The 19,934-nt window shown below is 72.7% G+C and carries 19 protein-coding genes; 12 read left to right on the top strand and 7 right to left on the bottom strand.

The window, feature by feature from the left end; translation table 11 throughout:
• The first annotated feature begins 5 nt into the window (after positions 1-5).
• From ACIRNI_RS14840 to fabF, 5 genes are all read left to right on the top strand, one after another.
• On the top strand, positions 6-1,208 hold the full coding sequence (locus ACIRNI_RS14840) for a PucR family transcriptional regulator (RefSeq protein ID WP_403551635.1): 1,203 nt from the start codon (positions 6-8) through the stop codon (positions 1,206-1,208).
• A 99-nt stretch (positions 1,209-1,307) separates the two neighbouring features.
• Entirely contained in the window at positions 1,308-2,267 is a 960-nt protein-coding gene (locus tag ACIRNI_RS14835) for an ACP S-malonyltransferase (protein WP_403551566.1), read from the top strand.
• Positions 2,268-2,312: 45 nt separating this feature from the next.
• The gene (locus tag ACIRNI_RS14830; protein WP_355355729.1) at positions 2,313-3,314 is read left to right on the top strand and encodes a ketoacyl-ACP synthase III; all 1,002 of its coding nucleotides are present in this window, start codon (positions 2,313-2,315) and stop codon (positions 3,312-3,314) included.
• A 116-nt stretch (positions 3,315-3,430) separates the two neighbouring features.
• Positions 3,431-3,679 (top strand): acyl carrier protein, encoded by a 249-nt coding sequence (locus tag ACIRNI_RS14825; RefSeq protein WP_018486956.1) that lies wholly within the window; start codon positions 3,431-3,433, stop codon positions 3,677-3,679.
• Between the two features lie 66 nt (positions 3,680-3,745).
• Entirely contained in the window at positions 3,746-5,008 is a 1,263-nt protein-coding gene (gene fabF / locus ACIRNI_RS14820) for a beta-ketoacyl-ACP synthase II (protein ID WP_403551563.1), read from the top strand.
• A gap of 90 nt (positions 5,009-5,098) precedes the next feature.
• On the opposite strand, the gene ACIRNI_RS14815 is transcribed toward fabF, so the two are convergent.
• The gene (locus tag ACIRNI_RS14815) at positions 5,099-5,593 is read right to left on the bottom strand and encodes a DUF3145 domain-containing protein (protein WP_403551561.1); all 495 of its coding nucleotides are present in this window, start codon (positions 5,591-5,593) and stop codon (positions 5,099-5,101) included.
• A gap of 264 nt (positions 5,594-5,857) precedes the next feature.
• Between ACIRNI_RS14815 and ACIRNI_RS14810 the strand changes: the two genes are divergently transcribed.
• Positions 5,858-6,811 carry an SGNH/GDSL hydrolase family protein gene (locus ACIRNI_RS14810; protein ID WP_403551560.1) on the top strand — a complete coding sequence of 318 codons (954 nt, stop codon included), beginning with the start codon at positions 5,858-5,860 and terminating at the stop codon, positions 6,809-6,811.
• On the opposite strand, the gene ACIRNI_RS14805 is transcribed toward ACIRNI_RS14810, so the two are convergent.
• Positions 6,797-9,358: a beta-glucosidase gene (locus ACIRNI_RS14805; RefSeq protein ID WP_403551558.1), complete on the bottom strand. Its 2,562-nt coding sequence runs from the start codon at positions 9,356-9,358 to the stop codon at positions 6,797-6,799. The two genes, ACIRNI_RS14810 and ACIRNI_RS14805, sit on opposite strands and share 15 nt — an antisense overlap.
• 68 nt (positions 9,359-9,426) lie before the next feature.
• Between ACIRNI_RS14805 and ACIRNI_RS14800 the strand changes: the two genes are divergently transcribed.
• Positions 9,427-9,993, top strand: a complete 567-nt coding sequence (locus ACIRNI_RS14800) for a TetR/AcrR family transcriptional regulator (protein ID WP_403551556.1) — start codon at positions 9,427-9,429, stop codon at positions 9,991-9,993.
• Positions 9,994-10,025: 32 nt separating this feature from the next.
• On the top strand, positions 10,026-11,318 hold the full coding sequence (locus tag ACIRNI_RS14795) for a pyroglutamyl peptidase (RefSeq protein ID WP_403551554.1): 1,293 nt from the start codon (positions 10,026-10,028) through the stop codon (positions 11,316-11,318).
• Between the two features lie 27 nt (positions 11,319-11,345).
• Here ACIRNI_RS14795 and ACIRNI_RS14790 read toward each other — a convergent pair whose 3' ends face one another.
• From ACIRNI_RS14790 to ACIRNI_RS14775, 4 genes are all read right to left on the bottom strand, one after another.
• A complete protein-coding gene (locus tag ACIRNI_RS14790; protein ID WP_355355746.1) occupies positions 11,346-11,960 on the bottom strand; it encodes a LysE family transporter in 615 nt (204 codons plus the stop codon).
• A 4-nt stretch (positions 11,961-11,964) separates the two neighbouring features.
• Complete coding sequence (locus ACIRNI_RS14785; RefSeq protein WP_403551551.1) at positions 11,965-12,819, bottom strand: EI24 domain-containing protein; 855 nt, start codon at positions 12,817-12,819, stop codon at positions 11,965-11,967.
• A 215-nt stretch (positions 12,820-13,034) separates the two neighbouring features.
• Complete coding sequence (locus ACIRNI_RS14780; protein ID WP_355355750.1) at positions 13,035-13,457, bottom strand: organic hydroperoxide resistance protein; 423 nt, start codon at positions 13,455-13,457, stop codon at positions 13,035-13,037.
• Positions 13,458-13,523: 66 nt separating this feature from the next.
• Complete coding sequence (locus ACIRNI_RS14775) at positions 13,524-14,543, bottom strand: NADP-dependent oxidoreductase (RefSeq protein WP_403551549.1); 1,020 nt, start codon at positions 14,541-14,543, stop codon at positions 13,524-13,526.
• A 113-nt stretch (positions 14,544-14,656) separates the two neighbouring features.
• Here ACIRNI_RS14775 and ACIRNI_RS14770 point away from each other — a divergent pair, with 113 nt between their 5' ends.
• Positions 14,657-15,211, top strand: coding sequence for a MarR family winged helix-turn-helix transcriptional regulator (locus ACIRNI_RS14770; protein ID WP_403551547.1), 555 nt, complete (start codon positions 14,657-14,659; stop codon positions 15,209-15,211).
• A gap of 225 nt (positions 15,212-15,436) precedes the next feature.
• On the opposite strand, the gene ACIRNI_RS14765 is transcribed toward ACIRNI_RS14770, so the two are convergent.
• Positions 15,437-16,249 carry a hypothetical protein gene (locus ACIRNI_RS14765; protein ID WP_403551545.1) on the bottom strand — a complete coding sequence of 271 codons (813 nt, stop codon included), beginning with the start codon at positions 16,247-16,249 and terminating at the stop codon, positions 15,437-15,439.
• A 136-nt stretch (positions 16,250-16,385) separates the two neighbouring features.
• Between ACIRNI_RS14765 and ACIRNI_RS14760 the strand changes: the two genes are divergently transcribed.
• The 3 genes from ACIRNI_RS14760 (at position 16,386) to ACIRNI_RS14750 (ending at position 19,929) form a co-directional block, all read left to right on the top strand.
• Positions 16,386-16,970, top strand: coding sequence for a hypothetical protein (locus ACIRNI_RS14760; protein ID WP_403551543.1), 585 nt, complete (start codon positions 16,386-16,388; stop codon positions 16,968-16,970).
• A gap of 197 nt (positions 16,971-17,167) precedes the next feature.
• Positions 17,168-18,211 carry a rod shape-determining protein gene (locus ACIRNI_RS14755; RefSeq protein WP_355355761.1) on the top strand — a complete coding sequence of 348 codons (1,044 nt, stop codon included), beginning with the start codon at positions 17,168-17,170 and terminating at the stop codon, positions 18,209-18,211.
• 122 nt (positions 18,212-18,333) lie between these two features.
• A complete protein-coding gene (locus ACIRNI_RS14750; RefSeq protein ID WP_403551632.1) occupies positions 18,334-19,929 on the top strand; it encodes a GAF domain-containing protein in 1,596 nt (531 codons plus the stop codon).
• The last annotated feature ends 5 nt before the right edge of the window (positions 19,930-19,934 follow it).

Genomic DNA, 19,934 nt, shown 5'->3' with positions numbered 1-19,934 from the left:
TCCCGATAAGGCAGTCTTGTCCCGTGCCTGAACCCGCAGCGAACGACGCCCACCCGCACTCCGCGACCCTCAAGCGCCTGGAGCAGTCCTCCGGGCGACTCGCGGCGAACGCCATCGCCCGCATGGACGAGACGCTGCCCTGGTACCGGGCGATGCCCCCGGAGAACCGGTCCTGGATCGGGCTGGTCGCCCAGGCGGGTATCGCCGCTTTCACGGAGTGGTTCCGGCACCCGGAGACCCCGCAGGCCATCTCCACCGACGTCTTCGGCACGGCGCCGCGCGAGCTGACCCGGGCGATCACACTGCGGCAGACCGTCGAGATGGTGCGTACGACGATCGAGGTCATGGAGTCGGCGATCGAGGAGGTCGCCGCCCCCGGTGACGAATCGGTGCTGCGTGAGGCGCTGCTCGTCTACGCGCGGGAGATCGCCTTCGCGACGGCGCAGGTGTACGCACAGGCCGCCGAGGCACGCGGCGCGTGGGACGCGCGGCTGGAGTCGCTGGTCGTCAACGCCGTGTTGTCGGGCGAGGCGGACGAGGGTGCCGTGTCGCGGGCGGCCGCGCTCGGCTGGAACTCGCCGGAGCACGTGTGCGTGATCCTCGGCACCGCGCCGGACGGCGACAGCGAGCTGACGGTGGAGGCGATCCGCCGGGCCGCCCGCCACGCCAAGCTGCAGGTCCTCACCGGGGTGCTCGGCTCCCGGCTCGTGGTCATCGCGGGGGGCAGCGACAACCCGCTGCAGGTGGCGAAGGCACTGATCGGCCCGTACGCGGCCGGACCGGTGGTCGCGGGCCCGATCGTGCCGGACCTGCTGGCGGCGACCCGGTCCGCGCAGGCCGCGGCGGCCGGGCTGAAGGCGTGCTCGGCGTGGCAGGACGCGCCGCGGCCGGTGCTGGCGGACGACCTGCTGCCGGAGCGCGCGATGGCCGGTGACCCGTCGGCGCGGGACCAGCTGGTGGAGGAGATCTACAGACCGCTGGAGGAGGCGGGCTCCGCGCTCCTGGAGACGCTCAGCGTGTATCTGGAGCAGGCGAGCAGTCTGGAGGGCGCGGCCAGGATGCTGTTCGTGCATCCCAACACCGTGCGCTACCGCCTCCGACGTGTGACGGATGTCACCGGCTGGTCACCGTCCGATGTCCGCTCGGCGTTCACCCTGCGGATCGCCCTGATCCTCGGGCGGCTCGCCGAGGCGGACACCTCGTCGTGAACCGACCCTAGACTTTGTCGAACACCAACAATTCACCCGACGGTTCTTCGTCCCAGTCCCCACGGGCGGTGGGAGCCGTCCACAAGAGAGAGTGTGAGGGTGCTCGTACTCGTCGCTCCCGGCCAAGGCGCTCAGACGCCCGGCTTCCTGACTCCCTGGCTCGACCTCCCCGGCGCCGCCGACCGTGTCGGCGCGTGGTCCGAGGCCATCGGGCTCGACCTCGTCCACTACGGCACGAAGGCCGACGCGGAGGAGATCCGCGACACGGCCGTGGCCCAGCCCCTGCTGGTGGCGGCCGGTCTGCTGTCGGCCTCCGCCCTCGGTGACGTGACGCCGGGCGCCGTGGCCGGTCACAGCGTCGGCGAGATCACCGCGGCGGCGTTCGCGCGGGTCCTCGACGAGACCGCCGCGCTCCGCTTCGTCCGGACGCGCGGCCTGGCGATGGCCGAGGCCGCCGCCGTCACCGAGACGGGCATGTCGGCGCTGCTCGGCGGCGACCCGTCGGTGACCGTTCCGCACCTGGAGAAGCTGGGCCTGACCCCGGCGAACGTGAACGGCGCGGGCCAGATCGTCGCCGCCGGCACGATGGAGCAGCTCGCGGCGCTGGAGGCGGACAAGCCCGAGGGCGTACGCCGCGTGGTGGCGCTGAAGGTCGCCGGCGCGTTCCACACGCACCACATGGCGCCCGCGGTCACGGCGCTCCAGCAGGCCGCCGACGGCCTCACCCCGGCGGACCCGGTGGTGCCGTACGTCTCGAACAAGGACGGGCGTACCGTTGCCACGGGCGCCGATGTCGTCGCCCGCCTGGTCGGGCAGGTCGCCAACCCGGTGCGCTGGGACCTGTGCATGGAAACGTTCCAGCAGCTCGGCGCGACCGCGCTGGTGGAGGTGTGCCCCGGCGGCACCCTGACCGGCATCGCCAAGCGCGCCCTGCCGGGTGTCGCGACCCTCGCGCTGAAGACGCCGGACGACCTCGACGCGGCGCGCGCGCTCATCGCCGAGCACGCCGGCCCGGCCGCCTCCGGCGACACCGCCGACGTCGCCGGCCCCTCCGCGTGACGCACGCCCCGACGACGACGCCCGCCTGACAAGGAGCCATAGAGCATGGCGAAGATCAAGCCCAGCCAGGGCGCCCCGTACGCACGGATCATGGGCGTCGGCGGCTACCGCCCGACCCGGGTCGTGCCCAACGAGGTGATCCTCGAGACGATCGACTCGTCCGACGAGTGGATCCGCTCGCGCTCCGGCATCACCACCCGCCACTGGGCCTCCCCGGAGGAGACCGTGACGGCGATGTCGGTCGAGGCGGCCGGCAAGGCCATCGCGGACGCCGGGGTCACCCCGGAGCAGATCGGCGGCGTCATCGTCTCCACCGTCTCGCACTTCAAGCAGACCCCGGCCGTCGCCACCGAGATCGCCGACAAGATCGGCGCGGTGAAGCCGGCCGCGTTCGACATCTCCGCGGGCTGCGCCGGCTTCGGCTACGCCCTCACCCTCGCCAAGGGCATGGTGGTGGAGGGTTCGGCGGAGTACGTCCTCGTCATCGGCGTCGAGCGGCTCAGCGACCTGACCGACCTGGAGGACCGCGCGACGGCCTTCCTCTTCGGTGACGGCGCGGGCGCGGTCGTCGTCGGCCCCGCCAAGGAGCCCGCGATCGGCCCGACCGTGTGGGGCTCCGAGGGCGACAAGTCCGAGACCATCAAGCAGACCGTGCCGTGGACGGACTACCGCGACGGCTCCGTCGAGCGGTTCCCGGCCATCACGCAGGAGGGCCAGGCGGTGTTCCGCTGGGCCGTCTTCGAGATGGCGAAGGTCGCCCAGCAGGCCCTGGACGCCGCCGGCATCACGGCGGCCGACCTGGACGTCTTCATCCCGCACCAGGCCAACATGCGGATCATCGACTCGATGGTGAAGACCCTGAAGCTGCCGGAGCACGTCACGGTCGCCCGCGACGTGGAGACCACCGGCAACACCTCGGCCGCCTCGATTCCGCTCGCGATGGAGCGGCTTCTGGCGACCGGTCAGGCGAAGAGCGGCGACACCGCGCTCGTCATCGGCTTCGGGGCGGGTCTCGTGTACGCCGCGACGGTCGTTACCCTCCCCTAGGCACTGTTCGGAGCTTTCCCCGGAGACATCCGGACGAACTCGGACGAACAGCCCACCCCCTCTGAGAAATACCCTCTGAGAAACACCCTCTGAGGAACACACCGAAGGAGCGCCACATGGCCGCCACTCAGGAAGAGATCGTCGCCGGTCTCGCCGAAATCGTGAACGAGATCGCCGGCATCCCGGTCGAGGACGTCCAGCTGGACAAGTCCTTCACCGACGACCTGGACGTCGACTCGCTGTCCATGGTCGAGGTCGTCGTCGCCGCCGAAGAGCGCTTCGACGTCAAGATCCCGGACGAGGACGTCAAGAACCTCAAGACGGTCGGCGATGCTGCCGACTACATCCTGAAGCACCAGGGCTGATCGGTTCGCCACCCGGCGGTGGCGCCGCATTCACGCATACCTCATACACGTGGAGAAAGAATTCCTGTGAGCCCGACCAATCGCACCGTGGTCGTCACCGGTATCGGCGCAACCACACCGCTGGGTGGCGACACCGCCTCGACCTGGGAAGGTCTGCTGGCGGGTCGCTCAGGCGTCAAGCCCCTGGAGGGCGACCGCTTCGCCGACATGCCCGTCCGTATCGCGGCCCCCGCGGCCGTCGACCCGGGCGAGGTCCTGCCCCGTCCGCTCGCCCGCAAGCTGGACCGCTCGGCGCAGTTCGCGCTGATCGCGGCCCGCGAGGCGTGGGCGGACGCCGGTTACACCGCACCCGCCGGCGAGGACGAGAAGGTCCGGCCCGAGCGGCTGGGCTCCGTCATCGCCTCCGGCATCGGCGGCGTGACCACCCTGCTCGACCAGTACGACGTGCTGAAGGAGAAGGGCGTACGCCGCGTCTCCCCGCACACCGTGCCGATGCTGATGCCCAACAGCCCCTCCGCCAACGTGGGCCTGGAGGTGAACGCCCAGGCCGGCGTCCACACCCCGGTCTCGGCGTGCGCGTCGGGTGCCGAGGCGATCGGTTACGCGGTCGAGATGATCCGCACCGGCCGTGCCGACGTGGTCGTCGCGGGCGGCACCGAGGCGGCGATCCACCCGCTGCCGGTCGCCGCGTTCGCCAACATGATGGCGATGTCCAAGAACAACGACGAGCCCGAGAAGGCGTCGCGCCCGTACGACAAGGGCCGTGACGGCTTCGTCCTCGGCGAGGGCGCGGGTGTCGTCATCCTCGAGTCCGCCGAGCACGCCGCCGCGCGCGGCGCCCGGGTCTACTGCGAGGTGCTGGGCCAGGGCCTGTCGGCCGACAGCCACCACATCGCGCAGCCCGAGCCGACGGGCCGCGGAATCGCCGCCGCCCTGCAGAACCTCCTGGACGCGACGGACCTGAAGCCGTCCGAGGTCGTGCACCTGAACGCGCACGCGACCTCCACCCCGCAGGGTGACATCGCCGAGGTGAAGGCCCTGCGCAAGGTCCTGGGCGACGACCTGGGCCACGTGGCGATCTCCGCCACCAAGTCGATGACCGGCCACCTGCTGGGCGGCGCGGGCGGCATCGAGACCGTCGCGACGGTCCTGGCGTTGCACCACCGCCTCGCCCCGCCGACGATCAACATCGACGAGCTGGACGAGGAGGTCGACGCCGACATCGTCCGCGACGAGCCCCGCGCGCTGCCGGAGGGCACGATCGCCGCGATCAACAACTCGTTCGGCTTCGGCGGCCACAACGTGGTGCTCGCCTTCCGCACGGTGTGACGGCTGCCTGACGGCTTGTACGTACGCGACTGGGCCCGTCCCCCTTCGAGGGGGACGGGCCCAGTGCTGTGTACGGCCGTCTACGCGAGGTCAGACCACCTGGTGGAGCCAGCGGACCGGGGCGCCCTCGCCGGCGTAGCGGAAGGGTTCGAGCTCGTCGTCCCACGGCTTGCCGAGCAGCTTGGCGATCTCCGCCTCCAGCTGGGTCTCGCCCTGGGCGGAACGGGCCAGGGCGGCGCGGAGACGGTCCTCGGGGACCAGGATGTCGCCGTGGATGCCGGTGACGGCGTGGAAGATGCCCAGCTCGGGCGTGGCGCTGTACCGCTCGCCCTCCGCCGACGGGCACGGCTCGGCGGTGACCTCGAAGCGGAGCATCTGCCAGCCGCGCAGTGCGGAGGCCAGCTTGGAGGCGGTGCCCGGTTCGCCCCGCCAGGAGAATTCGGCTCGCCACGTGCCCGGGGATGCCGGCTGCCGGATCCAGTCCAGCTGAACCCGCCCGCCGAGCACACCCGCGACCGCCCATTCGACGTGCGGGCACAGCGCGCGCGGTGCGGAGTGTACGTACAGGACTCCACGTGTCGTCACCGGGACCTCCAGTGTGGGACGAGGTTCGCCTTTCCCAGCGGCCTCAGTAAACAGCATCGGGAGCGAAACTCCGCAAAAGGGACAGCATGTGACGTGATGTAATTTACCGGAGCCGGTCGGCAAAGGCGCCTCAGGTTCGACGGGGAAAAGCTACCGTGCGCCGGGGGGCTCGGTATGACGTACGGTCGGTCCCGGTGGCCGTCGACACCAAGCTTTCACTCGCCAGGACGCCACTCGCCGGGACGTCGACGAAAGGGCTGGGGGATGCCCGCCGTGCACAAGCGCTCCGCCGCCGCCCGCTGGGTGGCGGCGTTCCTCGTACTGGCCGTGGGCGCCCTCGCCGGGTGCGGCAGCGGTCCCGCGCCCGGCGGTACGGGAACGGCGACGACGAGGCCGGGGACCGGAACCGGGGCCGGAACGGGGGTGGCGACGCCAGGCCCCTCGCCCTCCCCGTCGCCGTCCGCCGGCACGTCCCTGTGGGGCCGCAGCCCGGCGTCCCTCGCCGCCGTGGGCGACTCGATCACGCGCGGCTTCGACGCCTGCGACCTCCTCGCCGACTGCCCCGAGGCCTCTTGGGCAACCGGTACCGACAAGCGGGTGAACAGCCTCGCCTCACGGTTCGGCGTCGCCCACCGGTGGAACTTCGCCCGCTCCGGCGCCCGCGTGGCGGACCTGCCCGAGCAGATGACCCGGGCGGCGGCGCAGCGGCCGGAGCTGGTGACGGTGATGGTGGGCGCCAACGACGCCTGCCGGGACACCACCGATCTGATGACCCCGGTCGCCGACTTCCGCGCCTCCTTCGAACAGGCGATGCGACGACTGCGCGCGACCGCTCCCGAGGCGCGGGTGTACGTGTCGAGCGTGCCCGACCTCCAGCGCCTCTGGTCCACCGGGCGCGGCAACGCGATCGGCGCCCGCATCTGGGAGCTGGGCCTGTGCCGCTCGATGCTCGGCGACGCCGGCGACCTGGGCACCTCGGCCGAACGGCGGCGGGCCCGTGTGCACGCGCGGGTGGTGGCGTACAACACGGTCCTGCGGGACGTCTGCGCCGAGGACCCGCGCTGCCGGTACGACGGCGGCGCGGTGTTCGCGTACCGCTTCTCCGCCGAGCAGCTGAGCCCGGACTGGTTCCACCCCAGCAAGGACGGGCAGCAGCGGCTGGCCGAGATCGCGTACCGCACGGTCACCGCTCCGGAGGCTCCCTCACAGGGTGAGTGAGGTGGTCAGGCGGCGGTCCGTGACGGAGCGGCCCGCCTCGATCGCGTACGCCCCCGGGACCATGGCCCACCGTCCCGTCTCCTCGTCCCAGATCTCGAAGGTGCGGCGCGGCAGCGGGATCTCCACGTCGACGGCCTGGCCGGGGGCCGCCTCGACGCTCGCGAAGGCGGCCAGCCGGCGCGCCGGGCGCTCGGCGGTGTCGGTCATCGGGGCCGCGTAGAGCTGGACGACCTCGCGGCCGGGGCGGGTGCCGGTGTTGCGGATCCGGACGGTGACGCGGGCGCTGGCGTGGTCGGTGGCGTGGTCCGGGGCGTGGTCCGGGGCCACGTCGAGGGACTCGTACTCCCAGGTGGTGTAGCCGAGGCCGTGCCCGAAGGGGTACGCGGGTGTGTTGCCGGACCGCTCCCAGGCGCTGTAGCCGATGAAGACGCCCTCGGTGTAGGGGAGGCGGCCGTCGGTCGGGGTGACCTCGGTGACGGGCGCGTCGGCGAGGCGGGCCGGCCAGGTGGTGGGCAGGCGGCCGCCCGGTTCCTCCGCTCCGAGCAGGACGTCGGCGAGTGCGGCGCCGCCCTCCTGGCCGGGGAACCAGGTGAGCAGGATCGCGGCGACGTCGTCGCGCCACTCCATCTCGACCGGGGAGCCGGCGTTGACGACCACGACGGTGTTCGGGTTGGCGGCGGCGACTGCCCGTACGAGGTCGTCCTGACGGCCCGGCAGCTTCAGGTCGCGGCGGTCGAAGCCCTCGGACTCGACGCGTTCGGTGGTGGCGACCACGACGATCGCGGTGTCGGCGGCGCGGGCGGCCCGGGCGGCCTCCGCGATCAGTTCGTCGGGGTCGCGGCGCGGGCCGAGGTGGACGAAGGAGAACATGACGCCGGGCAGCGGGGCCGCGTGCTCGCGGTCGAGCGGATGGAGGAGGGACACCTCGACCGGGACGCCCTCGGTGAGGGAGACCCGGCCGCGCTCGGTGGGCGCGCCGAAGAACGCCTCGAAGGGGTCGGACTCGTCGCCCATCTGCTGGACGCCGTCGTAGAGGGTCTCGCCCGCGACGGTGAGGGTGAAGGCGCCGAGGCCGCGCGTGCCGAAGGCGTGTTCGCCGCTCTCACGGGGCGTGAAGGTGCCGGTGACCTCGACGCTGTGGAGGGTGTCGTAGGTGACGCCGTCGGGCAGGTCGTCGCCGATCCACTGCACCTGGCCGCTGGGCAGCGAGCCCTCGCCGATGACGCGGCCGTCGGCGTCCCGGCAGACGGCGCGCAGGGTGAAGCCGGTGCCGGCGGGGGCGAGTTCGTCGCTCGGGTCGGCGCCGATCGCGTACGTCAGGGTGCCGGGCGGGAGCGCGGCGGTGAGGCCGTCGAGCGGAGAGACGGTGTGCTCGGGGAAGACCTGGGCGGAGCCGCCGCCGAGGATGCGGGCGTCGCGGGCGGCGGCGCCGATGAGGGCGACGTTCCCTGGGCGCAGGGGCAGGGCGCCGCGTTCGTTGCGTACGAGTACGAAGGAGCGACGGGCGATCTCACGGGCGAGGGCGTCGCCGTCGGCGGCCTCCGGCAGGCCCGACTCCGGAACGGCCGGTTCCGCGCCCTCCAGGGCGCCGACGCGCGCGGCCAGGCGCAGCACACGGCGTACGGCATGGTCGACGGCCTCCTCCGCGACCTCGCCGTCGCGGACGGCGGCGGCGAGCGCCTCGCCGTAGACGGTGTGGGGGCCGGGCATGGCGACGTCGAGGCCGCCCTCGATGGCGCGCTTGGTGGAGCGGGCGGCCATCCAGTCGGAGACGATGAAGCCGTCGAAGCCCCACTCGCCGCGCAGGACGTCGTTCTGGAGGTGGCCGTGCTCGGTCATGGAGACGCCGTTGACCTGGTTGTAGGCGGCCATGATGCCCCAGGGGCGGGCGTTCTTGACGATCGCTTCGAAGGGGGCGAGATAGAGCTCGCGCAGTGGGCGCGGCGCGATGACGTTGTCGACGGTGAAGCGGTCGGTCTCGGCGTCGTTGGCGACGAAGTGCTTGACGGTGGTACCGACGCCGCCGTCCTGGACGCCGAGGACGTAGCCGGTGCCGATCTCGCCCGTGAGGTACGGGTCCTCGCTGTACGCCTCGAAGTGGCGCCCACCGAGCGGCGAGCGGTGCAGGTTGACGGTGGGCGCGAGCAGGACGTGCACGCCCTTGCGCCGCGCCTCCTGGGCGAGGAGGCGGCCGGCACGGCGGGCGAGGGCCGGGTCCCAGGTGGCGGCGAGGGCGGTGGGCGACGGAAGAGCGACGGACGGGTCGTCGGCGGTCCAGCGGACGCCGCGTACGCCGATGGGGCCGTCCGACATGACGAGGGAGGCCAGACCGATCTCGGGGAGGGCGGGGAGGGACCACATGCCCTGCCCGGCCAGCAGCCGGGTCTTGGCGTCCAGGTCGAGCTTGCGGAGCGCGGCTTCCACCACGTGTTCGCGGGCGTCGTCGTTCGTCACCGTCGTACCTCCTCTTCGGCGTACTGCCGTGGGCGTGGTGTGTGCTGCCCATGCTGGGGCACCTACTTGTAGATCGGTAGCTTCCGTTATCATTCCGTGATGTTACGCGGCCCGGTACGGTCGGTGCCGCAGCGACACGACGAAGGGAAGGGCCACGGGCGATGGCAGCGGCGAGGGCCAGGAGCGAGGAGCGGCGGGCGGAGATCGTGCGAGCGGCCCTCGAAGTGATCGCCGAGCGCGGCTACCGGGGCGCGACCCTCGGCGCCGTCGCCGAGCGGGTCGGCCTCACCCAGCAGGGGCTCCTGCACTACTTCCCCACCAAGGAGGCGCTGCTCGTCGCCGTCCTGGAGGAGCGCGACCAGTGGGACACCGGCGGCGCGACCCGCCAGGGCTGGCGGCTCGACCTGCTGGACTCCCTCGTCGAGTACAACGCGATGCGGCCCGGCATCGTACAGACCTTCTCGGCGCTGCTCGGCGAGAGCGTGACGGAGGATCACCCGGCGAGGGACTTCTTCACCCGGCGTTACGCCCAGGTGCGCGGGGAGATGGCGAGCGTACTGCGGGCCGAGTACGGCGACCGCCTGCCCGGCGGGCTGACACCGGAACAGGCGGCTCCGCTGCTCACGGCGGTGATGGACGGTCTGCAGTACCAGTGGCTGCTGGACCCGGAGGCGGTGGACATGCCTGCCGCGTTCCGGGACTTCCTGAGGCTGTTGGGGGCGCGATAGCGTTCCGGGACCCGACGGAAGGATGGCGTCCCGTGTCCCCCGCGTCCCGTTTACGTACGGCCCTGTTGGCGCTGCTGCTCCTCGCCCTCACGCCCGCGCCCGCTCAGGCGACGGCACCCGCTCAGGCACCGGCACCGGCGGCTGTTCCTCCCACCGCGCCTCCCACCGTCGAGGAGGCGCGCCTCGACAGGGCCGTACCGCAGGAGATCCTGCGGCGGAGCGGATTCGACGCCGTGGCCCGGGACTTCGCCGCCGCGCTGGAGGCCGCCCGGTCGTACGAGGCGGCCGAGCGGGCCGTCGTACGGCACGGGTCGCGGCTGTGGCGGCGCGCGGTGGACCGGGCGCAGGGGCGCGGGCCCGCCGGCGGCGACCTGAGCCGGGACGACGACCGGCCGCTGTACTGGGCACGGTTGGGCATGACCCGTGAGCTGCGCTCCTGGCAGCCGGAGTTCGCGCTCCCGGACGCGCGGCGGGCCCGGCTGCTGGACCGGCTGGAGGTGACCTCGCGCGGGCAGGACGCGATCCGCTTCCCGTCCGGCCCGCCCGGCCCGCCCGGGAAGGGGGTCAAGCGCGTGCTCATGACGGGCTTCGACCCGTTCACGCTGGACCGCGACATCCGCATCAGCAACCCGTCGGGCGCGGCGGCCCTCGCCCTGGACGGCACGCTGATCCGCACGGCGGACGGCTCTTTGGCCCGCGTCGAGACGGCGGTCTTCCCCGTACGCTGGCGCGACTTCGCCGACGGTACGGTCGAGCGTGCCCTGCGCCCGCACCTGCCGCGCGTGGACCTCTTCACGACGGTGAGCCAGGGGCGGGTCGGCCGCTTCGACGTCGAACGCTTCAACGGGGCGTGGCGGGGCGGCTTCCCCGACAACGAGAACGCCTCCTCGACGGGGACCGTGCCGGTCGCCGACCCGGCCTCCCAGCCGCAGTGGACCGCGACGACGCTGCCGTACGCGGCCATCGTGGCGGCGGACACGGGCGGCTTCCCGGTGTACGACAACACCTCGGTGACCGAGGTTCCCGCCGGCGCGACGGACCCGGTGGTCCGCCCCGGCGGCCCGACGCCGGGCTCCGCCGCCCGCGCGGGTGGGGGCGGCGACTACCTCTCGAACGAGATCGCCTACCGCGCGACCCTGCTGCGCGACCGGCTGGGGCTGCCCGCCCTGCCGGGCGGCCACGTCCACACGCCGGTGCTGCGGTTCGGGGCGGGCAACACGGACGCGGTGACGGACCCGGAGTTCCTGCGCAACCGCGCGGACATCACCGCCCAGGTGCGGGCGATCATCACGGTGGCGGCGGGAGCGGCCCCGGCAGCCGGCTGATTCCGGAGGCCGCCGCTCACGGTCGGGTCAGGGCGAGCTCGTGATGCCCAAAGCAACGCCGAGTCCCACCAGAGTGGCGCCGATGGTGCGGTTCAGGACCTTCTGCGCCCGCAGCATGGCGGTACGCAGGCGGGTGTGGGAGAAGAACAGCGCGACCAGGCCGAACCAGGCCAGGTGGGCGAGCGACATGAACAGGCCGTAGCCCACCTGCCGCCACAACGGGGTGTCCGGGCCGACGACCTGGGTGAAGGTCGACACGACGAACAGCGTGGTCTTCGGGTTCAGGACGTTCGTCAGGAAGCCGGTGCGCAGGGCGCCCCACCGGGACAGGGACGCCTTGTTCCCGAGGTCGACCTCCAGGTCGGCACGGGCGAAGAAGGTGCGCAGGCCGATGTAGACCAGATACGCCGCACCCACGAGCTTGATGACGGTGAACAGCGCGGTGTTGGCGGCGATCAGCAGCCCGACGCCCAGCATCGTGTACGTGACGTGGACGAGGACGCCCGCCGCGACACCCGCCGCGGCTAAGAGGCCCGTCGTGCGGCCGTACAGATAGCTGTTGCGGACGACCATGGCGAAGTCGGCGCCCGGGCTGATGACGGCGAGGACCGTGATGACGGCGACGGCGATCAGCTCGGCCATGGCGTCAGCCCTTGCGGAGGTACGGGTTCGGGTTCGGGTTCGCGTTCGCGTCCGGGTTCGGGGCCGCGTAGGGGTGTGCCGCATCCGGGTGTGCCTGGCTCGGGTGCGCCTGGTCCGGGCCCCCCTCGCCCCTCAGGTCGCGGACCATCAGGGTCGCGCCCGCCACCGCCCCGGGCATCAGGAACACCGCGACGAAGGGGACCAGGAAGGCGAGCGCCAGCGGCACGCCGAAGCCGAGAGTGAGCATGCGGCGGCCGCGCAGGAGGGCGAGGCGCTCCTTGAGTTCGACGCCGCGGCGCTGGAGCGCCACCGCCGTGAGCTCCTCGGCGAGGAAGTAGCCGGAGACGCAGAAGCCCAGCACGGGGACGACGGTCTGGCCGACGACCGGGACGAAGCCGAGGGCGAAGAGGACGATGCCGTAGAGCGCGACCCGCACCAGGATGCGCAGGCTGTCACGGGCGGAGATCCACAACTCCCGCCAGAGCGGCAGGCCGGACTCCGGTACGTCGCCGCCCTCGGAGCGGTCGACCTGCTCGGAGAGCGACTCGTAGAAGGGCTGGCCGACGAGGAGCGTCACGGCGGTGAAGGTGATGACGGCGAGGAACAGGCCGAAGGCGAAGACCAGCGCGGTCAAAAAGCCGCGCAGCAGGCCCTGCCAGGGCGAGGACCAGTCGTCCGCGAAGGGCGTCACCCACGCGGTCAGGTCGTCGGCGCCGTACACCAGACCGAACAGCGCCCCCGCGTACAGCACGAGGGTGACCAGGCCGGGCAGCAGCCCGAACCCGAACCACCGGCCGTGCCGACCGACCCAACGCTGGCCCTTCATCACGTAGCCGAAGCCCGCCCCGAGATCACGCATGGGGTCACCCTAGGGCGTCACCCGATCGGGGCGCGAGGCGGCCTCGTCCTGGGTGAGCGCGTGAAGGGCCGCACCCCTCGCGAGGGGTGCGGCCCTTGGCACGGTGCGAGCCGGGTGCGACCCGGACGCGATGCTGGTGCGGTGCTGAACGCGGCGCCGATGCGGTGCTGAACGCGGCGCCGGCGCGGCACGGACGCGGTGCGGACGCGGTGCGATCAGACCGCGAGCTCGACCGTGATGTTGCCGCGGGTCGCCTTGGAGTACGGGCAGACCTGGTGGGCCTTCTCGATGAGGTCCTTGGCGGTGGCCTCGCTCACGTTCGGGATGTTCGCCGAGATCTTGACGATGATCCCGAAGCCCTCGGCGTTCTTGCCGATGCCGACCTCGGCGGTGACCGTCGAACCGGAGATGTCGGCGCCTTCCTGGCGGGCGACCACGCCGAGCGCGCCCTGGAAGCAGGCGCTGTAACCGGCGGCGAACAGCTGCTCCGGGTTGGTGCCCTCACCGGAGCCGCCCATCTCCTTGGGCGGGTTGACGACCACGTCGAGCTTGCCGTCGTTGGTGGCGACGCGACCGTCACGGCCGTTCTCGGCGGTGGCGACAGCGGTGTACAGGACGTCGGACTGCGTGATGGACATGTAAGAGGTTTCCTCCTGTGTTGCGCCGCGACTCGCGCCCACGATCGCGACGGCCTGGGGGTGAGCCTAACGGGTGAGCGAAACGATCATCTTCCCGGTGTTCTCACCGCGCAACATCCCGAGGAAGGCCTCGACGCCGTTCTCCATGCCCTCGACGACGGTCTCCTTGTACTTCAGCTCGCCGGAGGCCAGCCAGCCGGCGACGTCCTTGACGAACTGCGGCTGGAGCGCGGCGTGGTCGCTGACCAGCATCCCCTGGAGGCGCAGCCGCTTGCCGATGACCATGGCCATGTTGCGGGGGCCGGGGGTCGGCTCGGTGTCGTTGTAGCCGGCGATCATGCCGCAGATGGTGACGCGGCCGTGGACGTTGAGCCGGGAGATGGCGGCTTCGAGGTGCTCGCCGCCGACGTTGTCGAAGTAGACGTCGATGCCGTCGGGGGCGGCCGCCTTGAGCTGCTCGGCGACGGGGCCGTTCTTGTAGTTGAAGGCGGCGTCGAAGCCGTACTCCTCGGTGAGCAGCTTGACCTTGTCGTCGGAGCCCGCCGAGCCGATGACGCGCGAGGCGCCGCGGAGCTTGGCCAGCTGGCCGACCTGGCTGCCGACGGCGCCGGCCGCGCCGGAGACGAAGACCGCGTCACCCTCCTTGAAGGAGGCGGTCTCGAAGAGGCCGGCGTACGCGGTGAGGCCGGTCATGCCGAGGACGCCGAGGTACGCGGAGAGCGGGGCGATCGAGCCGTCGACCTTGGTGGCGTGCTTCACGTCCAGCTCGGCGTACTCGCGCCAGCCGAGGCCGTGGAGGACGTGGTCGCCGACGGCGAAGCCCTCGGCGCGGGAGGCGATGACCTCGCCGACCGCGCCGCCGTCCATGGGGCGGTCGAGCTGGAAGGGCGGGACGTACGACTTCACGTCGTTCATGCGGCCACGCATGTACGGGTCGACGGAGAAGTGCAGGTTGCGGACGAGGATGCGGCCCTCACCGGGCTCGGTGACCGGCGCCTCGCGCAGCGCGAAGTCCTCGGGCTTCGGCCAGCCGTGCGGGCGGGCGACGAGGTGCCATTCACGGCCGGACGTGGGAAGAGCGGACATGCTGCGGTGCCTCCTGAGACGTGCTTCAGCAATCCTTCGAATTGCTTCACTACCTGAAACAACCATGCGGCCGGATATTTCAGGTTGTCAAGTAAATGGGTATCCTGATGTCCATGGCCAGCAGCAGCACCGGCAGCCCGGACAGATCGCGTCCGGAGACGCCGCGCACGGATACACCGCGTACGGACGCATCGCGTACAGACGCATCGCGTACGGACCGACCGCGTACGGATCCGCTCACCCTCGAAGTGGTGGACCTCATCGGCACGATCGTCGCCCGCTACCACGAGGAGTACGAGCAGGCGGCGGCACAGTACTCGCTGACCGGCGCGCAGGCGCGGGTCCTGAGGCTGCTGACGCTCCAGCCGCTTCCGATGCGCCGCATCGCGACGTCCCTGCGGTGCGAGCCGTCGAACGTCACCGGCATCGTGGACCGGCTGGAGTCACGCGGGCTGGTGGAGCGCCGCCCCGATCCGGCCGACCGCCGGGTGAAGGTCGCCGCCGCGACGGACGAGGGCCGTGCGACGGCGCGCCGCCTGCGGGACGCGCTGGACTTCGCCAACGAGCCGCTGGCGGCCCTCTCGGAGGAGGAGCGCACGGCGCTGCGGGACCTGCTGCGGAGGATGCTGGGCGAGCCGGGCTCGGAGCCGGCTCCGGACCCCGCGTAGGGCGCCGCCCAGGGGCACCGCGTCTGCGGCCCTCGGCTCAGCGGTCCCCTAGGGGGTGTCTTGTCGATCAGGCCGGATCAGGGAGCGGCGTCTGGTGCGTGCGATCGCAAGGCGGAGGAGGGAGCCACTGCGGAGCATTGGCGACCGACGACAACGCGGCGAGCGTGCGTGCCAGGCGTCGCGAGCCCGGCAAGATCGGCAAGACACCCCCTAGGCGCACCACCCCTACACGCACCACCAGAGGAACCAGTCGCAGCTCTCCGTCGGCGTCGGGTCGGGAGAGGGCTGGGACGGAGGCGGCTCCGGGGCCGGCTTCGAGGGCGGGTCGCCGTCACCCTGGCCCGGCTCCTCCGGGTTCGGGTCGGTTCCGGGGTCCGGCTCGTCCAGTGCCGGGTCCTCCGGTGCGGGAGCGCCGGGCTCGCCCGGCGCCGGTGACGCCGTCGGGGCGCCGGGGGCTCCGGGGGCGGAAGCCCCGGGGCTCGGAGCTCCCGGAGAGGCGGAGGCGCCGGGCACGCCGGACGCCTGGACCCCCTCACCGTCGCCGTCGCCCTCGCCGGGCTCGTCGTCGCCGGAGGGTCCGTCGGAGACCGTGGAGGCCGACGCGCTGATCGGGCTGGGGCCGTCGGGGCGCTCACTGTCACCGGAGGGCTCATTCGGCGCCGGCTGCGCCGTCTCGGCCATGTCGTCCTGCCGTACGGCGGTGGCGGCACCGTCCTCGCCGGGGTGCTCGATCGCCAGCTCAGCCAGGCTCAGCGCGCCGGCCGCCAGCACCAGCGCGCCGAGCCCGATCAGGACCTTGCGGCCGCGCCGCTTGCGGGCACGGCGGCCGGCCGAGCGGCTCCGGCGTCGGTTGGCCTGGCCGGTGCGCGCACGGCGAGGGCCCGCGGGCGGCTCCTCGTCACGACTCAGCTCGATGACGAGATCGTCCGCCGCGGACGTGTGCGGGTCGTCGTGCCGGAGCTCCTCGGCGGGCGTCCCGCAGCCGGCACAGGCCAGAGCGCCGTTGAGGTGCCGCTGACACTGGTGGCAGAAATCCATGGCGCCCGCAGAGTATGCGGGGACACAACACCGGAGATAGCCGGGGTTGTGAGGATCCTGTAAGGAACCAGCCAACACTCGGCGTGTCCGCTCGATTCACCCTTTAGGGGTCGGAAGGGGGCAGGATGTCCGCGTGATGGACAAGGGACCCTTCGATTCCGTACCCTCCGCCGCCCCGTTCGGGCCGCTCCATTTCCAGCTGGTGCTCCTGCGCCGGATGGCCGACTTCCAGCCGGGGCTCGTGGAGGAGGCCAGGCGCGAGCTCGGGGCCTCGATCGCCGACATGCGGGAGGCGAACCGCCGCTGGCAGGCCATGGCGCGGGCGCCCCGGGGGCGGGGTGCCGTCTCCCGCTACCGCTCCGTGCTGGGCGAGCCCGAGTCGCGGACCCGGCGCAGGATCGGCGACCTCGAGTGCGAGGTCCTGCTGTGGCGCCTCCCGCTCTGGCCCGACCTGCGCTTCGAGGTACTGACCGCGCCGGGAGCCCGGACCGTGTGGAACGAGTGGCTCGTACGCGCCCCCGGCGCACCCGGCCCGGAGCTGCGAACGGCCGCCGACCTGCGCCCCTGGAGCTGCACGGTCGACGAGGTGGCCCGTGCCTTCCCGCCGGCGCGTCCGCAGGAGGGCAGCGCCCCGACCAGGTGGCGGCTGGCGTTCACGCTGCCGGACGGGCAGGCGTGCGTGGCGGAGTTCACGTGGGGGCTGCTGCAGCGGCTCCTGTAGTCGGGCCCGTGCTGTCGTACGGCCCGCGGATGAGCCCGAGGACGTACGGCGGGCGGTGGGTCTCAGGACGGGGGCGGTACGGCTCGCAGCATCCCGGCATCCCCGGGTCCTGTCACCCCGTCAGCTCCCCCAGCGCGCGCCGCGCGCCCCGTGACCGGACGATGCGAAGACGTACCGCTCTCGGGAGGATCGTCACCGTGACCGTCAGTCTTGAGCAGTTGCGCCGCTGCCACGTCGCCGTCGATCTGGGAGCCGCCAGGACCCGGGTCTTCGTCAAGGGCGTCGGGCTCGTCGTCGACGAGCCGAGCGTCGCCGCCGTCAACACCCGCACCGGAGCGCTGATCGCCGTCGGCGAGTTCGCGGAGAAGATGACCGGCCGCACCCCCGACTACATCCGGGTCGTCCGCCCCGTCTCCGGTGGCACCGTCGTCGACATCGAGATGGCCCAGCGGATGCTGCGCCATCTGCTGGGTGAGAAGCTCCGCCGCCAGCTGCGCCGCAAGCCGCTGCTGCGCGCCGCCGCCTGCACGCCGCACGACAGCGATCCGCTCGCGCAGCGCGCCACCGTCGAGACGCTCGTCGGCCTCGGCGCCCGGCGCGTCGAACTCGTCGACACGCTCATCGCGGCGGCCGTCGGCTGCGGCCTGCCGGTGGAACAGCCCACCGCCACGATGATCCTGGTGTGCGGAGCGGCCACCACCCAGGTCGCGGTGCTCTCCCTCGGGGCGATCGTCACCGCCGAGCGCATCCCGGTCGGCGGGAACGCCATCGACCACGCGGTCATCCAGTACCTGCGCCACCAGCACGAGCTGATGCTGCCGAGCCAGTCCGTACGCCCCCTCCAGCTCGCCCTGCACGGCAACGGCCTCACCCCGGCTGGGCCAGCGTCCACCGAGATCCACGGGCGTGACGTGGCCACCGGCCTGGCGCGTTCGGTACTCGTCGACACCGCCGCCGTACGCCAGGCGCTGCACACTCCGCTGACGGCCGTACTCGACGGCATCGGCAAGGTGCTGCGCGACTGCCCGCCCGACCTGGTGGCCGACCTCGTCGACCGCGGCATCATGATGGTCGGCGGCAGCGCGCTGCTTCCGGGCCTGGACCAGATGCTGCGTGACGCGACCGGCATGCCGGTGCACATCGCGGAACGGCCCGACATCTGTGCCGTTCTGGGGCTCGGCGCGATGCTGGAGGGCCGCATCCAGCCGCTGACGATGAACCCGCTCACCGAAGCGGAGTGACCGGGGGCGGGGGCCGGGACGGGAGCGGAGGCCGGGGCAGGAGCGGGGACGGGGACGAGACCAGTAACGGCGCCGGAAGCGGGAGCGAGCGCGAGAGCAGGCTTCCGGCGCTGCTCCAGGCCGTGCTGAGCCTCGGCACCGACCTCGACCTGCGCACCACGCTCCAGCGGATCGTGGACTCCGCCGCCGGGCTGACCGGCGCGCGGTACGGCGCGCTCGGCGTCGTCGACCCGGAGCGGGGCCGGATCACCGAGCTCTACACGTATGGGATGCCGGAGGCCGAGCGGCAGCACGTGGGCGGGCTGCCCGACGGACGGCGCGGGGTGCTCGGCGCGCTGATCCGCGAGGGGGAGCCGCTGCGGCTGGACGACCTGACGGCCGACCCGCGCTCGTGCGGCGTCCCGCCGGGCCATCCGCGGATGCGGTCCTTCCTGGGCGTACCGATCCGCGTCGACACCGAGGTGTTCGGGAACCTCTATCTCACCGAGAAGCGTGCGGGCACCTTCACCGAGGAGGATCTGGCCATGCTGCGGGTGCTGGCCGCACAGGCCGGCATCGCGATCGGCAACGCGCGGCTGTACGAGACGGCACGGCAGCGCGAGCGGTGGATCGAGGGCGCCGCCGCCGTCACGACCTCGCTGCTGACGGGCGAGCCGGCGGGTGAGTCGGCGGGCGAACCGACGGAGGGCCCCGCGGGCGCCACCGCTCCGGGCGCCGCCGCGGACGCCCCCACGACCGACGCCGCGGGCGACGCCCTGACGACGGTCGCCGAGCGGGCCCGTGTGCTCGCCGACGCGTCGGCGGGCGTCGTCCTCCAGCCGACCGAGGAGGGCGGCATGGAAATCGTCGCCGCCTCCACGCCGCACGACCCGGGCGACCTGATCGGTACGACGATCGCGCCCGGCTCGCCCGTACTGGAGCACCTGCTGGGCGGCGAACCGGTCTTCGTCGAGGACTCCGCGACCGACCCCCGCATGACGACCCACGTGCGCACGCGCTTCGGGCCCTCGATGATGCTCCCGCTGCAGAGCGGCGGGAAGCTGATCGGCACCCTCGCGCTACCGCGCCGCCGCGGCGGCCGCCCCTACACGGCGCTGGAGCGGCTGCTCGCCTCGCAGTTCGCGTCGCAGGCCGCCCTGGCGCTCGTGCTCGCGGACGCGCGGCGGAACCGGGAACGGCTGGCGGTCTACGAGGACCGCGACCGCATCGCCCGCGACCTGCACGACCTGGTGGTCCAGCGGCTGTTCGCCACCGAGATGATGCTGGAGTCGACGCGGCGGCGGGCGGAGCCGGGGTCGGCGGATGCGGAGCTGCTGGACCGGGCCGTGGACGAACTGGACTCGACGATCCAGGAGGTCAGAACCGCCATCTTCGCTCTCCAGCAGCCCCCGGCCGAGGTGCCCCGCTCCTTTCGCGGCCGCGTGCTCCGCGAGACCGGCGGCGCGGCCGCGCTCCTCGGCTTCCAACCCTCGGTCCATTTCACCGGCGCGGTGGACACCTTGGTGGACGGCCCGGTTGCCGACGAGCTCCTGTCCGCCCTGCGCACCGCGCTCGCCTCCGCCCACCGCCACGCCGACGTGTCGTCCGTGGACGTCGAGGTGGACGCGACGGCCGTCCTCCCGGACGGCCGCCCGGGCGTCCGCCTGGTCGTCATGGACGACGGCACGGCGGACGACGGCAGCCGGGGTGCCACCCTCACTTGGCAGTCCCCTCGCTGACGGCT

The sequence above is a fragment of the Streptomyces sp. NPDC093546 genome, from assembly GCF_044765045.1.
GTDB lineage: Bacteria > Actinomycetota > Actinomycetes > Streptomycetales > Streptomycetaceae > Streptomyces.
Note: the sequence above shows the minus strand (reverse complement) of the source record. Positions and strands in the feature narration are given on the sequence as shown.